Origin of the sequence: Actinomadura rudentiformis, assembly GCF_008923185.1 — a bacterium.
Lineage (GTDB): Bacteria > Actinomycetota > Actinomycetes > Streptosporangiales > Streptosporangiaceae > Spirillospora > Spirillospora rudentiformis.
This window is the reverse complement of sequence record NZ_WBMT01000025.1, coordinates 154,671-171,026: the sequence shown is the minus strand read 5'-3', so window position 1 is coordinate 171,026 and position 16,356 is coordinate 154,671. Positions and strand designations below refer to the sequence as shown.

Genomic DNA, 16,356 nt, shown 5'->3' with positions numbered 1-16,356 from the left:
CTACACCCACGTCTGCAGTTCCGACTTTGAGTCCTCGCCGGAGCCACTCCGCTCGGCAGACGGACGCTATTCGGCCAGGGGCTCGCCGGGCTGGTAGACGCGTATCTCGCCGCCATAGCCCTGGAATCCCGTTACAACAGAGGTGGCGAGCATGCCACCGTCAGGTGACCAGTCGAACGCGGGGAGGTAATACCCACCAGACCAGCAGCGCATCAGCAGCGCCATGTCGGAGATCCGCCAAAGGTCGATCCGCTCGTGCTCGCTCGTGAACCGACTCCGTCCAGCGGTCGCCACCAGATAGGCCCCGTCCGGCCGGACGACCGCATCGGCTCCGACCCCGGCAAGCGACGCGACAACTGCTCCGCTTTCGAGATCCACCATGTGAACGGCATCCCCCAGCCCGACGAACATCCGCCGCTCGTCGCCGGTGAAGGAGACCCTCGCGACGCGCGCCTTGCCCCGTGGCAGGTGCAGCCGGCGCGACCCGCCGGCGGAGGACAGCACATCGACCCAGGCGCCGTAGCCGGTGAAGCCGCCGTAGCCACCGTCGGCCTGGTAGCGGCCGTAGCCGGTGTCGGCACGGTATCGGCCAGTGCGGGAACGGACCTCGCGCGGCTGCGGCGGGATCACCACTTCGGCACGCATGTCGACGTCATAGGCGCGGGTCGGCGCCTCCTCGTCCTGGCGCCCCTCGCCCTCCAGGAGGCGCTTGCAGATCCGGTGGGTGCCGGGCACCCACTGGATGTCCTGGCCCCAGAGCACGCTGCCGCTGACGCGGACGTGCTCGGTCCAGTCCTCGGTGCGGAACACCACCAGCTCGCAGTCCTGGCTGGTGACAGCAAGGTACCGGCCGTCGTCGGAGAAGACGAGGTCGCCTGGGGTGCTGGCAGCAGTGCCCTCACCAGGGAACGGGTCGAGCACCAGGGCGGGGGCCCGTAGGTCCAGCACTGCGGGGGCGTCATCCTCAACTATCTGGTCGGTCATCAGTACTTCCATGAAACGGGGAGGTGGAGAGGTCCACGATCGTCACAGAAGGGTCTGACAGTGGGGTCGCGGACGACGCAGCGGACGGAGCGCGCGGCGCGCCCGATCAAGAGTAACGATGCGTCAGCGGCCGAACAGATCGCGGCACGTCGCCAGAACCTCGATCCGGACGGGCCTCAGAGACCGGAGTGATCGCACCACTGTGCATCAGCCAGTGAAGACCACTTCGGGAATCAATGCAGAGGACTCCGGAAACCGACAGATGTTGTCAACGCCGTGCGTCGAGTTAACGTCAGTGGCATGTCGGCTTAAGACTGAGGGTCTCACTCCCGCTCAGTCGCTATCGGTCGCGGCCAGGATCGCGATCGTGTCCCGGCCCGGCCACAGCGCCGCAATACCGAGATCCCAGAACGCGGCCGCCCGGGTGTGCCACGGCGAGCTGAACATCAGCCATTCGCACCGGTGAGCAGCTCTTGCGATCTCCCGACGCGCCGGTACCGGACCTTCCGCGTCCCCGGACAGGGCCCCGGACAGGGCGGCGTACGAACTCCACGCGTCCAGCTCAGCGAGCTCTCGATTCCGACCGTGACTGAGAAGACCGTCGCGGCGGGCGTAATACCGGAGCGCCTCCCGCACCTCGCCGGCATCGGCCTGCCGAACGTCTAGGTCGCCGCGCCGTTCCTCCCAGATCGACTCCGCTTCGAGCCGCAGCAGCACGCTCTTGCCGAATCTGACACGGCCGAGCGGCCGGTCGAACTTGAAGAGGCGCGCCTCGCAGATCGCATCGTCTTGGGCCTGGTAGGCGAGCAGCACGGCCTTTGCGTAGCGAGCGGCCGGCCACCCGACCTCCACGACCTTGAAATCGGACGGTTTCACGGCGCGCAACGGATCGCCGGAGGGGTGCGCACGATCTTGATCCTTTGCCGTCAGGGGCGGGATCACGCTACCGGCTCGTACGTCTTCTGAAGTTTCGTCCCGGGCGGAACGCGCAGGAGCAGGAGCTCCTCCCCGCCGGAAGGCGGATCGTCTCCGGGGTGTGGCCGGAAAAGTCGGGGTAGGCGGCCAACGATCTTCTTCTCAAGTCCGGGGTGTTCGAGGTCGGCCGAGTTCAAGACTGGTGTGGGCTTCGGGGCGAGAGGAGAAACGATGCCGCTCTATCTATCGAGGTTCAGCTACACGCCGGAGACTTGGGCCAGGCTGATCGACAACCCGGAGGACCGCCGACAAGCCGCTCAGTCGTACATCGAGTCGGTCGGCGGGAAGCTCCACGGGTTCTGGTATGCCTTCGGCACACACGACGGCTTCAACCTGTGGGAGGCCCCCGACAACGTGTCGATGGCCGCAGTTGCGCTGGCGCTCAGTAGCGGCGGCGCGCTCAGCTCGTTCGAAACGACGGTCCTTTTGACCATCGACGAAACGCTGGATGCCCTACGCAAGGCCGGACAGGTCCACTACCGAGCTCCCGGCGCGTAGCAGTTCACGCAGCGTTGGCAGTACAGCTAGGGCTCCCGGCGTGCGTAAGGGTCTCCCAGGCCAGGAAGTTGGCCCTGAGCCCTCCCGGCCGCCGGAGCGCGCTTGTCTACGTCTTCGTCTACGCGCACCTCAGCGCCCAACGCGTGCAGGCGCGCGAGCCCGTAGACGTAGACAAACCGCGGCGGCCCCGAGGGGGCGCGGCCGGGGGCGAGATCCTATGGATTTCCATTTTCTTGCTCCGCGCCGACGTGACGTGACACCGGCGCGGGTGCGCGCCTGGCGGCCGCGTGCAGCTCGTCGCCGGCGGCGCGCTGGTGTCACGTCACGTCTGGCCGGGCACGAGGACGCTCGATCGCCAACGGCAGGCTTGGGCGATCGCGTGACCTCGGCAGGCAACCTGTCGTTTGATGCGGAGTCGGCCGGATACCCAAACCGCGATCACAACGACGCGCGCCTGGTGCGCGGCACGAGCGCGCCTTCGTGGCGGATGCGCGCTCCCCAGCGGGAGAGGCGGGCACACAATAAGGGGTCCCGGTAGCAATCGCCGAAAATTCAACGGATATGGGCCCGGCCTGCGCCGATGGGCGTCCTGGTGAGCGCGAAGTCTCTCACGCGGATGGAGGTCGGGTGGTGAGGCGACTTGCTTGTATCGGCGGCGTTTCGGCGTTGGGTGACCGTCCGGCAGCCGGGACCGGATTGCCCTCGGAGTAGCGGTCAGCTATCTGAACTGCGGTGATGTTCGTCTTGGCACCGCACAGAGCTGGCGTTCTGTCCGGTCTGGCGCACTGCGGAAATTCTGCCTTCATGCTGGTCGAACGAGGTCTGGGACCGTCACCAGTCCGGTCGGGTCGCCCAGGGCATCTCAGCCCTGGGCGACCCGACCGAACTCAAGGTTCGGCAGCGTGAAGGTTCTTCGAAAAAGTGAACTCAGGACTGGGCTGACACCCGACAGAACCCCCGCTCTGTCTGGGTGCGGACGGGCGCGCGGTGGAGTGATCGGCGAACCAGCCGCTGTGAGTGCCCGTCTGAAGGGCAAATGGTTTGGCGCTGTGAGTGCCGGGTCGGGGCGGTGAAGGCGAGGGTGGCGATGCCGGATTCCTCAGCTCAAGGACCGCAGTTGCCCGCTGTGCCGGGGGCGCCTTTGGCGTCGAACGGGGCGGGCGAGGCCGAGCGGCGGTCGGCGGTGCGGGTGCTGCCATGGTGGGCCTACAGCTTTCGCGCGGTGGTGGTGGCGGTGCTGAACGGCTTAGCGATCTGGTGGCTGTTGGGCGAGGCCGAGGGCGATCCCAAGTTGCGGATCGAGGCGATCCGTACCGCCTTGACGGTCGGGCTGGGCTCGGGCGGTGCGTTCGCGTTGCTTATCAACGCTCGCCGCCAGTGGTTGCAGGAGCAGGCCCACGTCCACGCCGAACGCGTCGACGCGATCAACCAAGCGCATCAGGAACGGCTCCATGCCCACCAGGCGGCCGTGGACGCCGCGGCGCACCGCCGCGAACCCTCCCGACGAGGACGGCGCCCGGCCCGGCCGATGGCCCCTGCCGAGGCTGGCTCCGCGGACCGGGAGGCTGTCCACGACGACGACCGTCGTCACGCCGAGGAGATTCCCTGACCAGGAGATCGTGAGCATCCGGGGAGGCGGGGATGTGGCAGTCTCGGCGTACTCGCCGAGTTATCAGGGTGCAGCGTCGCCTGCCGCGGTCCGGGGCAGGCGCTGCCTGGATCGCACCTGCTGATTTTTTTGCGGCCCAGTTCGGTGACCTGTGTCGACGGCACGGGTCCGAAGTGCCCCGGCCGGATCCAATCAGGCGCCCGCGGTCAAGGGGAGGTTCCACCCGCGGACCGTCCCCTGGTGCGGGCTGTGACCCTGTCGTACAGGCCCATGAGGATCTGCAGGGGGAACAACACTGTGCAGACGAACGGCAGCGCGCCGGCGAGGAGCAGGAACGCCCCCATGAAGATCGTGACCAAGAGCGCCGTGCCCCAGCCGCCGCCGGCGTAGGCATGGTGCCGATCGGTGCCGGTCACCCAGTTGTCCGGCTCGGCACGCATCAACCGGGCCTGGGCCGTGCGGCCCGCTTTGCAGCCGTCTTGCAGATGCACGCGGACATCCGTCAGGGGCACGCCCCCGCCTACGGGAGTGAAGTCACCGAAGCAGTGCGTGCTCTGGTGGCCGCCGCCCCGACCGCCTCCCTCGTACACACGCCGAGACTGGGTGACGGTGATGGTTCCCCGCTCCCCCGACCAGTCAAGCCCGGCTGCCACGACTCTGGCCGTGTACACGGGTATGTCGTTGATCAGCTTCCCGAAGAGGCAGGCAAGGGGCAGACAGACCAGCAGCCACGTCCAAAAGAGTGGCCCGACAGCGACGTCTCGCCCGTCCCGTTTTCTGACCATGCCCCTCGATCGGATGCCACCGGACTTCGCCCCCTTGATCACAAGCACACCCCTCCCCACCTCGGTGACAGCATGCAACAATTCAATTACGATGCGAAGGATGGCTGTCCCGTGGGCAGGCGCAAGCCACTCCACACTCGCACACCCAGGGGATCGCGGGCGCCGTCCGCCCCCCCGTGGATGGACCCGCAGGGCCCAAGCAAGGTTGCGGAGCGGGCCGAGCGGTGCGGCTCCAACGGCCGTTGCCTGCCTTCCTGTCACCGACGCGAGGGGCGCCATGAGCGTGAGCATGATGGACCAGGTCCTGCGACCACTCGGCCTTGGCCGACGCCCGCATGCCCGATTCTGCGCCGCCCGGCGGCATGCCCCTGACGGCCATGCAGCACCAGGAGCTGGCCGACACCCTGCGGCACCTGCCCGACCGCTATCACGACCGGCTGCCCCGCCCGGTGCTGCAGGTGCATCACCGCCTCGGCGGCCAGCGGACGGTGGGAGAAGGCCGTCGATCAATTCGTCATGGCCCTGTACGTGCGCCAGACGCCGGTCACCGCCGGCGAACGCGACGAGCTGCGCACCATGCTGCAGGCGCTGAACATGCCGACCCACCGCCTCGACACGCTGCCTCGCTCCGCCCCCCTTCCGTTGAGCGCACGTCGACGAACGTGGCCGACTGACGTGACACCGTGCCGCCCGCGACCTGGCGGCCGGACAACCTGCGATCCCACTGCGCGGCGTAGAAGATCACGGTGGACATGTCTGTGGCCGTCGAGCGTGACCAGGCGGCCCCATAAGCCCGGTTCGTGTCCTTTGGATCTTGCCGTTGCCTGATCCTTGCCAGTGGGCGGCGTTAAGCACAGGCAGCTGAATCAGGAGGGGTCCCCGAAGCGAAGACTCGGCTGCGGGACGCAGGTCCAGCCGCTCTCACACCAGGAACGTCACGGGCGGTCAGCAGCACGGTGGTGACGTTGTCCAGCAGCGCCGACGCCGCCGCGGTGATCACGCACAGCATCACCATCAGCCGGTAGGGGCGGCCGCGGGCGCGTTTGGCGGCCCAGATCCCCAGGTATTCGAACACGCCGGTCTGCCGCAGCACCGACGCGATCACCATCATGCCCAGCAGCAGGAAGATGACGTTCCAGTCGACTCCGGTCTGTTCGGAGAAGAACGCGGCGTGCGCGTCGGTGATGTGCAGGGTCAGCATCAACGCCGCCCCGCCCAGCGCGACGTTGGTCCGGTGGGATCTTATCGGTCGCGATCAGGACATACGCGCCGACGAAGATGACGATCGCGGCGACGGCACCCACCAGGCGGCCTCCCGGGACGAGGACGGAAATGACAGAACGACGAATGCATTGCTGGCCAGGCCTCCAGGCACAGCCGGTGCCGCAGGGCGCACTACCGCTGGCTCACGGCGGGGGAGTGGTGGGTGTCACCGGGTGGGGTGAGTTCGACCAGGCGGCGTTCCAGTGCGGCGAGCCGGTCGCTGATCGGCTGGTCGTGCAGCAGTTGGGCGAGCTGGTCGGCTTCGTCACGGTCCAGGACCATGCTGGCGGCAGGGTTGTCGGGATCTGGGTTGTCGGGAGCGGTGTCGTGGCCGGGATCGGCGGTGTCGGGTGGGGTGCTGTAGATGTACAGGGTGCGTGCGCCGGAGATGTGGGTGAAGACGCCGAACCGCTGACCGCGGCGGGTGCGGATGTGGTGCAGGATGCCGGTGCCCGGGACGGTGGCGGGGATGACGTGCATGGTGGTGTGCCTCCGCTTGTGTTCAAGTGACGTGGTCGGATTCGGGGTCGGGCTGTGGGTCGGGATGGCCGTATTCGCCGTGCCAGTAGGCCAGCCGGCCGCGGCGGCCTACCGCGCGCAGGCGACGTTCGGTGGCCTTGCGGGTCGTGCTGGTGGCCACGATGAGCACCTCGTCGCCCTCCAGCAGCACGGTGGTGGGGCCCGGAACCAGGGTGGTGCCGTCGCGGATGATCAGGTTGATCGCGGCCGGTGCGGGCAGCCGCAGCTCGCAGATCTCCACGCCGTGCAGCCGGGAGCCGGGTGGGATGGTCAGGGTGAGCAGTTCGGCGCCCAGAACCTCCAGCGGGGCGGCCTCGACCTGCAGTTCGCGAGCCTGGCCGGGGCGGGTCAGGCGCAATAGCCGGGCCGCCGGCGCCAGGCCAGGCCCCTGGATGAGGGTGAACACCACGACCAGCAGGAACACGATGTGCAGCAGGTCTCGGGCGCCGGTGACGCCAGAGACGATGGGGAAGGTGGCCAGCACGATCGGCACCGCGCCGCGCAGCCCAGCCCAGGAGACGAACGCCTGTTCCCGCCAGGGGATGCGGAACGGCAGCAGGCACGCCAGCACCGAGACCGGCCGGGCGGTCAGCAGCAGGACCAGGCCCACCACGATGGCCGGGCCGATGGCCGACGGCAGCTGGCTGGGGTTGACCAGCAGCCCCAGCATCACGAACAGGGTGATCTGGGCGAGCCAGCCGAGGCCCTCGGCGAACGAGCGGGTGGCGGCGCGGTGCGGCAGCCGGCAGTTGCCCAGCACCAAGCCGGCCAGGTAGGCGGCGATGATCCCGCTGGCATTCACCGCACCGGCGGCGGCGAAGGCGACAATGCCGAACCCGACGATGGCCAGCGGATACAGGCCGGTCGCGGGCAGCGCGGTACGCCGCAGCGCGCTGACCCCCACGCGTGCGACCAGCAGCCCGAGAGCGGCGCCGACGGCCAGTTGGTAGGCGACGTTGCCCACGATGGCGGCCGGGCTGGGCGAGTCGGTGTTGGTGCTGAACACCAGCACCAGGATGATGGTGGGCGCGTCGTTGAATCCCGACTCGGCCTCTACCAGGCCGGTGACCTTGGACGGCAGCGGCAGCGAGCGCAGCACGGCGAACACCGCCGCGGCGTCGGTGGACGACACGATGGCGCCCAGCAGCAGCGCCAGCTGCCAGTCCATGCCCAGCAACAGATGCGCGCCGGCGGCGGTGACCACCACCGAGACGGCCACCCCCGCGGTCGCCAGCACCCCGGCCGGAGCCAGCAGCCTCCGCACATCGGCCCACGAGGTGCTCAGCCCGCCCTCGATGAGAATGACGGCCAGTGCCGCCGTCCCCAGCGCCTGGGCCAGCTGGGCGTCATCGAAGTCCAAGCCCAGCCCGTCCTCGCCCACGACGACCCCGACGGTCAGGAACAACAGCAGGCTGGGCAGCCCCGCCCGGTGCGCCAGGCGGGCGGCGGCGATACTGGCCAGCAGCACCGCCCCGCCGACCAGCAGCGCCAGATACAGCTGCGGCAAGGTCATCGCCCCGCTCCCCGCCCATCGAGGGCTCCGCTACGGCCTTCGGTGTCGGGCGGGGCGGCGCCCACAGTGCCCCTCCCTGCCGGCCATGACGAACTCGCCGGTGAGCGTGCCGCCAGGTCACCGGTGGATCGGGGGCGAACCCATGAGGCGGCTCGGGGCAGGCCGCGGCGGCGATGGATGACGACGGTGTCGATCAGGATGACGATCAGTTCGTGGTGGCGCATGCCGGTCCCCCGTACGGGCGCTAGGAGCGGCCCGGGTCGCTCGCCGTCGGGGCGGCGGGGGCGCGGGCAGTCCAGTGGTGCAGGCTGTGCAGGGGGACGTCGGCCTGGACGATCTGGATCACCGACACCGCCAGTCCCCACTGCCCAAGCACCCACCTGCGGGCGGCGTCCCCGGCGTCGGGGACCGGCGAAACACCGCCGGCGATCATCACGGTCAGCTGGGTCAGATCCCGCTCGGCGATGTAGCGGCGCACCTGGCCCTCCACGATGACACCGGCCGCGACATCGGCCGACGCCGACGGTTCGGCCGCCCGGGCCGCGTAGCGGGCCGGGTCGATGACCGACACCACAGCGATGATCTTCAGCCGCAGGAGCACACCGTCGCGGGTGAAGGCCTGCGACCACGTCTCCAATGGGTCCACCCGCAGCCAGACCCGTTCCCACCGGTCGATGCCCGGCAGCACCCACACCAGGCCCGGACCCCGCACCACCGGGGCACCACCCAGCCGCCAGACCACCAGACGCTGATGCTCGGGGATCACCCGCACCGTCGCCACCACTACGATCCCGGCCACGACCAGGGCCACCACGATGAAGACCACGACCGGCGGCGGCTCCACGCCCTGACGCGGCATGCCGGCAGCCACGCTGCCCACCGTAAGGTCCCCGGCCATGGTGCCCTCCTCCCTCCAGGTCCCGTTACTCCCGCTCGGTCTATCCCGCTCGGTCGCTCCTGGTTGGTTACGCACGTTGGAGCCTGTCTGGCGTCAATCACCCTGGTGCTCGCCCGGTTGTCTCAGCCTGACCAGCGGCGGGCTCCTTTTGCGGGCATCGCAGGCACTGGCGGGCCAGTGGCCGCAGTTTCAGGAGGCCGAAGGCGATAGGCCCGTCACAGCTCCGGCAGTGTCCGTAGTCGCCGGTGCGCATGCGTTCGAGGGCTTGTTGCAGGTGGGAGGTGTGTGCCTCGGCGCGGGTGATCTGGGCGTACAGCGTGGTGCGGTCCGCGGCGGGGCCGGGGCGGTAGCGCAGGGTGGTCAGGAGCTGGTCCAGTTCGAGGCTGCGCCGCAGCAGCTGCCCGAGCAGCTGTTCACGCAGGGCCTGCAGCTGCACGCTGGACAGGTGGTCACGGGCGTCGAGCGGCATGGATGACCTCCGTTTCTCCCGGTCGGTGCCAGCGACCGGTGCTGGCAGCTCGTACACCTGCGGCGCGAGCGATGTCCGCACTGCCGCAGGCGCTGAGCAGATGCGGGCCAGGCCGCGGATGGTGGCGTGGGCGGGGTCAGGCGCGATATGGACGGTCATGGCCAGCTGGGCGGTGACCCAGCCCGGCAGGGAGGGCAGCAGGGCACCGCCTCCGGTCAGCGCCAGCCCCTGGGCGCGGGCCTGGACGCGCAGCCGGACCGGCAGGTCATCGAGCATCTGCTGCAGTTCGGCCGCCAGCTGGGCGCACACGTACCGCGGCAGCCGCGGACCGGGGTGGCCGGGCGAGTGCTCGGGCAGGTACTGGACGAACCGCGCGAGACTCACGCGTCCGCGCATGATCACGGCTAGCTCGACGATGCCGGCGCCGATGTCCATCACCAGGTGAGGACACCGGTCGGTGACCGGCCGTCCGGCTCCGATCGCCGCGGCCAGCGGGGCCTGCACCGTGCGCACCGGGCAATCGGCGGCCGCGTGCACGGCACTGACCGCCCGCCGCAGGTCGCCGCGGGTGGCCGCGACCGGTACCGCCAGCAGGATCTCGCGTGGCAGGGACAGGACGGCGGCCTCGGCCAGCGTCCAGCCGACCAGCTGAGCGCAGCGTTGGGCATCGGTCACCACGCCATGCTCGATGGGATGCACCCGAGCCGACCGCCCACCTTCGGCGCCACCCCTGCGAGTGGTCGGCCAGTCCCGGCGCCTGCGTGCGCGCCGGACGGGCGCGGGCGCCGACAAGGACATCGACGAGGGGCGATCGATCATCACTTGGTGGGCGGGCACACTGACCCGGATGCGGCTGCTGCCCAGATCGAGGGCGGCGTACGGACCGGACTGCGAGTCCGGCTGCGGGCCGGTGTCAGAGATAGTGGTGTCAGAGGGTGAGATGAGCAGCATGCAGATCACCTGATAAGGCTTGGTCAGCGCCGGGATTCAACGCCGGGATTCAACGCCGGGATTCAACGCCCGGATCAGCGCTCGGTCGGCTGTCGGCGGTGCTGGCACGGCACGCAGCAGCGGGCGTAGGGCAAGATCTCCAGGCGGTCGTGGGCGATCGGTTCCCTGCAGTCCTGGCAGATTCCATAGGTGCCCGTGTTCACGCGGGCCAGGGCGGCCTCAATCTCCGCCAAGGTCCGCCGCAGCATGTCACGCCGGCCCGCTGCCTCATCGGAACCTATGTCGACCTCACGCTCAACGAGGACCAGCTGCGCTGCCCGGGCGCGGCGCTCCTGCTCCAGCCGCTCGCAGGCCTGCAGCACGGCCACACTCCCCGGTTCAAAGGCGCCGGCCACGCCACGCGGGGCACCACTCACAGTCATTGCTAAGACACTCCCTTCGGGCCCTGCCCCGCCTTGGTCAGACCGCCTCATCGGCGGCCGGCCGCAGGTTCGGATCGGTGATCTGGCCGCTGGTGACGCTGCGCGGGCAGGAGCCGCGGGTTCTGCTGGGTTCTCTTCCACCCTGGGCGAGCGATACGGCGGCCACCATCGGGGGCAACACCCATTTAGCGCGGGGAACACCCTGTAGCCGCAGGTCACCCCCATGCCCGGCAGCCAGCTTCTTGGGTGCCGCACTGGATCGACTCCTGCGGCCCACCGGCTGCACGATGGACAGACCAGGGCACAGAACAGGAACACAGACTGGGGCGCCTACCGTGAGAGGAAGCGCCCACACCCAGGCCAACGGCCGGGGCGGGCGATGAAGGGGGCGTGATCAGTGCGGCTGTTTTGGCGGGTGTTCTGGCTGAACGCGCTGGTGGGCGTGGTGGCCACCGTTCTTTTGATGGTGGGGCCGTGGACGGTGTCGGTGCCGATCCGGTTGATCGAGGCGGTGGTGCTGGTGGCCGGGCTAGCGGTGATGCTGGCGTTGAATGCTGCCCTGCTGCGGTGGGGGCTGGCGCCGTTGGACCGACTGAGTCGGCTGATGACCACCGTGGACTTGCTGCGTCCCGGGCAGAGGCTGCCTGTCACCGGCAGCGGTGAGGTCGCGGCGCTGATCGAGGCGTTCAACCAGATGCTGGCGCGGCTGGAGGCCGAACGCGGCGCCAGCAGCATCCGCGCTCTGTCCGCCCAGGAGGGCGAGCGCCGCCGCATCGCCCGAGAACTGCATGACGAGATCGGCCAGAGCTTGACCGCCGTGCTGCTGGAACTCAAACGGCTCGCTGACCGGGTCCCCGAGTCGCTGCGTGAGGACGTCCGGTACACCCAGGAGACCACCCGTACCAGCCTGGAGGACGTGCGCCGCATCGCCCGCCGGCTGCGTCCCGACGTGCTGGAGGACCTGGGGCTGGTCAGCGCGCTGACCGCGTTGACCACCCAGTTCGCCACCCACACGGCCCTGCGCGTCCGACGCCACCTGCCCGCGGACCTGCCGCCGCTGAGCCCGCAGACCGAACTGGTGCTGTACCGGATCGCCCAGGAGGCCCTGACCAACACCGCCCGCCACTCCGACGCCACCGCCGCCGAACTGAGCCTCACCCACCAGGGCGGCGGCGTGCTGCTGCGCATCGACGACAACGGCAAAGGACTCAACGGCGCGCCCGAAGGCGCCGGCATCCAGGGCATGCGCGAACGTGCCCTGCTGGTCGGCGGGCAACTCACCCTCGGCCCCGGCCCCGCAGGCGGCACCCGCATCTCGCTGCAGGTGCCCATCACCGTGTCCATCGCCGAGGAAGGACCACCACCATGACCGGCGGCACCACACCGCCCCCCAACACGGGCCGCGCTCCCACCAAGACGCGCATCCTGCTCGCCGACGACCACACGCTGGTGCGCCGTGGCGTCCGGCTCATCCTGGACGGCGAACCCGACCTGCAAGTCGTCGCCGAGGCCGGCGACGGCGCCGAAGCGATCCAACTGCTCCAGGGCACGGCCACCGACCCCCCGGTCGAGGCCGATCTGGCCATCCTGGACGTGGCCATGCCACGGATGACCGGCCTGCAGGCCGCACGCGAGCTGTCACGGCTGCGCCCCGGCCTGCGCATCCTCATCCTCACCATGCACGACAACGAGCAGTACCTGTTCGAGGCCCTCAAGGCCGGCGCCGCCGGCTATGTGCTCAAGTCGCTGGCCGACCGCGACCTGGTCCAGGCGTGCCGGGCGGCGATGCACGGCGAACCGTTCCTGTACCCCGGCGCGGTCACCATGCTGATCCGCAGCTACCTCGACCAGGCCAGGCAGGGGCAGCCCCCCGACACGCCGCTGACCCCGCGGGAGGAGGAAATCCTCAAGCTGGTCGCCGAAGGCCACTCCTCCAAACAGATCGCCGACACCCTGTTCATCAGCGCCAAGACCGTCGAACGCCACCGCGCCAACATCCTGGCCAAGCTCGGCATGAAAGACCGCCTGGAACTGACCCGCTACGCCATCCGCGCCGGCCTCATCGAACCCTGACACCGCTCGACCTACATCCGACTGCCTCCTGCCCCTTCGGCCTTCTTGGCGTTCTGCGCTACGCCGGTCACATTGCAGGAGCCTTCAACCAGTCGGACCTTCAACCCCACGACACCAACGACCAGCAATGCCAGGCAGACAACGCGGGCGACTTGCTAAGGATGGCCATGCCGTAAACGGCTGAGCCGGCGTCCCGACGCAGAAACCGCGTATCCGCTGCCGATGCGGCACGATGAACAGCTCGAGACGCCGTCGATGTGCGCGGTGGCCGCAGATGGCGTCGGCGCGTGGCGGCTACCGTGCCCCTGAGGGCGGTCGGCTGGGCACCGCTCGGCGAGGAGGCGGACGCCCGGACACTGCATCCGCTCCAGCAGCAGGTGTGCCGGCATCGAGACCGCGCCGCCCAGCACCTACGGTTCGGCGGTCCTGCGCACCCCGGCCCCTGCGCCGATCGGGCCGTGCACTGCGCCGGGGCAACCAGAAGTGACCCCGAGCCCAGTCAAGCCCATCGCGGGAGTCGGCGCCCAAGAACGGGGCCAGCAGACCGAGAATGATCACCACACTGAAGAGAATGTATCCGCTCATGGAGGGTCCTTCGCAGATCGCAAGCCCCGGCCGCGCCGTGGGCTTTGGATGGGCCGCGGCACCGGCGTCCAGTGGGTTCGGGCGGTGATCCGGCCGCCGGTGACACGGAGCCAAGAGCTGTTCTCCTGGGTTACTTCCACCATGAGCGGTCAACGCGGCGGCCACCATCCGGGACGACACCCATTTACCAGCGGCAGACCCTGTAGCCACCAGCCGATCCGGTCACCGGCGGCCCGACTCCAGCTTCCCCACAGCTTTCCCGGCCGAACCGAGCACGGGATGCACCACCTGGCGGTGTTATCCCGAACGTGGCCCACGCAGCCAGGTAGCGACACCAGTTCCTGGACGTAGGTTCTTGGACGGCCTCCGCCCTGGTCGCTACGGCGTCCGAAAAGGTACACGTTCCCGGACGTGCGCTACCGTCGGGCAGCCTTCAGGTTCTCTCGCACCGTCCTGGTCAGGGAGTGATCGGGGCCCAGTGCCCGTTCGCAGTCGACGAGAGTCTGCTCATAGAGCGGGATCGCTTGCTCAAGATCACCAACCGTCTGGTAGGCGTGCGCTAGATTGCTGCGGGAGCCCAGAGTGAGGGGATGGTTGTGGCCCAGCACCCGCTCTCGGGCGGTGAGAGTCTCCTCGAACAGAGGGATGGCGCGCGCCAGGTCCCCAGCCATCAGATAAGTGCGGGCGAGGCTGTTGCGTGAGCCGAGAGTGGTGGGGTGGTCTGTCCCGAGAACCCGCTCCTGGACAACGAGGTTCTGTTCGAAGAGCGGGATCGCGTCAGCCAGATCTCCAGCAGATTGATAAGTGTGTGCCAGGCTGTAGCGTGCGCCCAATGTGTTCGGGTGGTCGGGTCCGAAAATCCGCTCGAAGTCCGCGAGGACCTGCTTGGACAAGGGGATGGCGCGGGCCGTGTCCCCGGCCGCCATATAGCCCCTAGCTAGATTGTGACGCGAGACCAGGGTGTCGGGATGGTCGGGTCCGAAAATCCGCTCAGAGTCTGCGAGGACCTGCTTGGACAGGGGGATGGCGCGGGCCGTGTTCCCGTCCAGCATGTCGACCCTGGCCAGGTCGTTACGTGAGACCAGGGTGTCGGGATGGTCGGGCCCGAGAATCCGCTCAGAGTCCGCGAGGACCTGTCTGAACAGAGGGATGGCGCGGGCCAGATTCCCGGCCGACTCGTATGCCCTAGCGAGACCGTTGCGCGAGACCAGGGTGTTCGCATGCTCGGCGCCGAGCAGGCGTTCGAAGGTGGTGACTGCATGCTGGTGGAAGGTGATGGCGCCACTGGAGTCGCCTTGGTCACTGAGGAACAGACCGGTCTCGTTGAGCAGCAAGGCAGTAGTCACAGTGTGGGTGGTGGGTGAGGTGTAACTGGTGAGGGCATTGATGTGGGGTAGCAGAGTGCGCCACAGCGGCCAGTCTGCAGGGGCCCGGTGATCGGCGGGGATCGCCTTGTGAAGAAGCTGAGTGGCTTGGTCGCGAGCTCGGTTGATATCGGTGGCGTGCCGATGTGGGTCGTCAGGGTCGGGGGTGCGGGCGACGGCCTGGACGAGTCGGTGCACGGTGATGGTGTCTGATTCCAGGGTGATCATGTTGTAGGCGTGCAGTGCGCCCAATGCGATGGCAACCTCGACCGGGCCGGCGAGCGGGGCCAGCAGAGTACGTGGGATGGCGTCGGGCGCCCACCAGGCTAGGATCCGCAGCAGGTCACCGGCGAGTGGGGTGTCGGTGAGCGTGTCCAGGGTGATGCGCCAGATCCGGGCGATGGTGCGCTCGCTGTCGGAGCCGCGGGCCGCCTGGTCGTACATCACAGCCGGACTGTCGTGCAGCAGCTGCAGATAGCGGGCCGCTGACAGCTGGGACTGGCGCAGGAAGGCCCCGGCCTGTTCGATCGCCAGCGGCAGAAACCCCAGCTCGCTCACCAACTCTGCGGCACCGACCAGGTCGACGTCGGTCACCTTGGTGTCGGAATGGTCGCCGGTCGCCAGGGTGGTGAGCAGGGCGATCGCCTGCTACTGCGTTAGCACATCCAGCCGGATGACGGTGGCGCCAAGCCGGTGCCAGCCTTGGGCCAGCCGGCTGGTCACCACGATCTGGCCGGGTAGATCGCGATCCAGCAGCGGCGCCACATGAGCGGGATTGGTGACGTTGTCCAGCACCAGCAGCCAGCCCTGGTTGGCGGTCAGCCAGCCGATCGCGTGTGTGACCAGCGCCTCCAACGGCTGCCCGGCCAGCTCGGGTTGCACCGCGACCGCCAGCCCGGCCAGTCCGGCCTCCAGCCCGGTTGTGGTGTCGGCGGTGATCCACCACGCCACCCCAACCTCATCTAGGCGGGTGCGTGCCCAGTAGGCGGCGAGCGTCGACTTGCCGACCCCGCCCAGCCCGTGCACGGCTTGCACCACCACCCCGGCCCGCGTCCCTGCGGCACCCGTCCTGCGGGCCGGCGCTGTCCACGCCCGCGACAGCTGAGCCAGTTCCTCGGTGCGGCCGACGAAGGTGGCCTCCACCCGCGGCACGTTCACCACCCGCAACCGCGCCTGGGACTCCTTGGCGGCTCGGACCGCGCGGCCGCGCGCCGCCACCCACGGAGCGGGCTTCTGCCCGCAGGCGGTCACGAACGCCTTCAAGGTGCCGGTCTGCGGCAGTCCGGTAGCACCGTTCACGATCGCCTGCACCGTCGCCGTGCTCAACCCCGACGCCTCAGCCAACCGGTGGATACTCCACCCGCCCTGCCGGTACAGCTCTGCCAGCTGCTGCACCAACTGCTCAGCCGTACCGATCTGCTCCGGGTCGATCGCCACCACAACCCCCG

General features: G+C 69.1%; 15 protein-coding genes. 4 read left to right on the top strand and 11 right to left on the bottom strand.

What is annotated here, in order from left to right; translation table 11 throughout:
• Nucleotides 1-66: 66 nt before the first annotated feature.
• Entirely contained in the window at nucleotides 67-984 is a 918-nt protein-coding gene (locus F8566_RS41580; RefSeq protein WP_151568443.1) for a WD40 repeat domain-containing protein, read from the bottom strand.
• A gap of 333 nt (nucleotides 985-1,317) precedes the next feature.
• A complete protein-coding gene (locus F8566_RS41575; protein ID WP_151568441.1) occupies nucleotides 1,318-1,926 on the bottom strand; it encodes a DUF6183 family protein in 609 nt (202 codons plus the stop codon).
• 204 nt (nucleotides 1,927-2,130) lie between these two features.
• Between F8566_RS41575 and F8566_RS41570 the strand changes: the two genes are divergently transcribed.
• Nucleotides 2,131-2,457: a GYD domain-containing protein gene (locus F8566_RS41570; protein WP_151568439.1), complete on the top strand. Its 327-nt coding sequence runs from the start codon at nucleotides 2,131-2,133 to the stop codon at nucleotides 2,455-2,457.
• Nucleotides 2,458-3,574: 1,117 nt separating this feature from the next.
• The gene (locus tag F8566_RS41565; protein ID WP_151568437.1) at nucleotides 3,575-4,066 is read left to right on the top strand and encodes a hypothetical protein; all 492 of its coding nucleotides are present in this window, start codon (nucleotides 3,575-3,577) and stop codon (nucleotides 4,064-4,066) included.
• A 206-nt stretch (nucleotides 4,067-4,272) separates the two neighbouring features.
• On the opposite strand, the gene F8566_RS41560 is transcribed toward F8566_RS41565, so the two are convergent.
• From F8566_RS41560 to F8566_RS41530, 7 genes are all read right to left on the bottom strand, one after another.
• Entirely contained in the window at nucleotides 4,273-4,557 is a 285-nt protein-coding gene (locus F8566_RS41560; protein ID WP_151568435.1) for a hypothetical protein, read from the bottom strand.
• A gap of 1,141 nt (nucleotides 4,558-5,698) precedes the next feature.
• The gene (locus F8566_RS41555) at nucleotides 5,699-6,052 is read right to left on the bottom strand and encodes an SLC13 family permease (protein ID WP_264159530.1); all 354 of its coding nucleotides are present in this window, start codon (nucleotides 6,050-6,052) and stop codon (nucleotides 5,699-5,701) included.
• A gap of 194 nt (nucleotides 6,053-6,246) precedes the next feature.
• Complete coding sequence (locus F8566_RS41550) at nucleotides 6,247-6,594, bottom strand: hypothetical protein (RefSeq protein ID WP_151568433.1); 348 nt, start codon at nucleotides 6,592-6,594, stop codon at nucleotides 6,247-6,249.
• 22 nt (nucleotides 6,595-6,616) lie between these two features.
• Nucleotides 6,617-8,146, bottom strand: coding sequence for a potassium/proton antiporter (locus F8566_RS41545; protein ID WP_151568431.1), 1,530 nt, complete (start codon nucleotides 8,144-8,146; stop codon nucleotides 6,617-6,619).
• A gap of 244 nt (nucleotides 8,147-8,390) precedes the next feature.
• Nucleotides 8,391-9,044 (bottom strand): SPFH domain-containing protein, encoded by a 654-nt coding sequence (locus F8566_RS41540; protein WP_151568429.1) that lies wholly within the window; start codon nucleotides 9,042-9,044, stop codon nucleotides 8,391-8,393.
• A gap of 97 nt (nucleotides 9,045-9,141) precedes the next feature.
• Nucleotides 9,142-10,332, bottom strand: coding sequence for a rod shape-determining protein (locus F8566_RS41535; RefSeq protein WP_264159531.1), 1,191 nt, complete (start codon nucleotides 10,330-10,332; stop codon nucleotides 9,142-9,144).
• Between the two features lie 206 nt (nucleotides 10,333-10,538).
• The gene (locus F8566_RS41530) at nucleotides 10,539-10,826 is read right to left on the bottom strand and encodes a TraR/DksA C4-type zinc finger protein (protein WP_225993994.1); all 288 of its coding nucleotides are present in this window, start codon (nucleotides 10,824-10,826) and stop codon (nucleotides 10,539-10,541) included.
• A gap of 457 nt (nucleotides 10,827-11,283) precedes the next feature.
• Between F8566_RS41530 and F8566_RS41525 the strand changes: the two genes are divergently transcribed.
• On the top strand, nucleotides 11,284-12,255 hold the full coding sequence (locus F8566_RS41525) for a HAMP domain-containing sensor histidine kinase (protein ID WP_151568423.1): 972 nt from the start codon (nucleotides 11,284-11,286) through the stop codon (nucleotides 12,253-12,255).
• The gene (locus tag F8566_RS41520) at nucleotides 12,252-12,959 is read left to right on the top strand and encodes a response regulator (RefSeq protein ID WP_151568421.1); all 708 of its coding nucleotides are present in this window, start codon (nucleotides 12,252-12,254) and stop codon (nucleotides 12,957-12,959) included. Before F8566_RS41525 ends, F8566_RS41520 begins: the two co-directional genes overlap by 4 nt.
• 1,001 nt (nucleotides 12,960-13,960) lie before the next feature.
• Here the strand turns inward: F8566_RS41520 and F8566_RS41515 are convergent.
• Both F8566_RS41515 and F8566_RS41510 read right to left on the bottom strand, forming a co-directional pair.
• Nucleotides 13,961-15,502 (bottom strand): tetratricopeptide repeat protein, encoded by a 1,542-nt coding sequence (locus F8566_RS41515; RefSeq protein WP_151568419.1) that lies wholly within the window; start codon nucleotides 15,500-15,502, stop codon nucleotides 13,961-13,963.
• Between the two features lie 54 nt (nucleotides 15,503-15,556).
• Entirely contained in the window at nucleotides 15,557-16,345 is a 789-nt protein-coding gene (locus tag F8566_RS41510) for a helix-turn-helix domain-containing protein (RefSeq protein WP_192810125.1), read from the bottom strand.
• Nucleotides 16,346-16,356: the final 11 nt, after the last annotated feature.

Coding starts and splice junctions, on each gene's coding strand:
- F8566_RS41580 (WP_151568443.1), bottom strand. CDS start 984: ATGACCGACCAGATAGTTGAGGATGACGCCCCCGCAGTGCTGGACCTA.
- F8566_RS41570 (WP_151568439.1), top strand. CDS start 2,131: ATGCCGCTCTATCTATCGAGGTTCAGCTACACGCCGGAGACTTGGGCC.
- F8566_RS41555 (WP_264159530.1), bottom strand. CDS start 6,052: ATGCTGACCCTGCACATCACCGACGCGCACGCCGCGTTCTTCTCCGAA.
- F8566_RS41550 (WP_151568433.1), bottom strand. CDS start 6,594: ATGCACGTCATCCCCGCCACCGTCCCGGGCACCGGCATCCTGCACCAC.
- F8566_RS41545 (WP_151568431.1), bottom strand. CDS start 8,146: ATGACCTTGCCGCAGCTGTATCTGGCGCTGCTGGTCGGCGGGGCGGTG.
- F8566_RS41540 (WP_151568429.1), bottom strand. CDS start 9,044: ATGGCCGGGGACCTTACGGTGGGCAGCGTGGCTGCCGGCATGCCGCGT.
- F8566_RS41535 (WP_264159531.1), bottom strand. CDS start 10,332: ATGATCGATCGCCCCTCGTCGATGTCCTTGTCGGCGCCCGCGCCCGTC.
- F8566_RS41520 (WP_151568421.1), top strand. CDS start 12,252: ATGACCGGCGGCACCACACCGCCCCCCAACACGGGCCGCGCTCCCACC.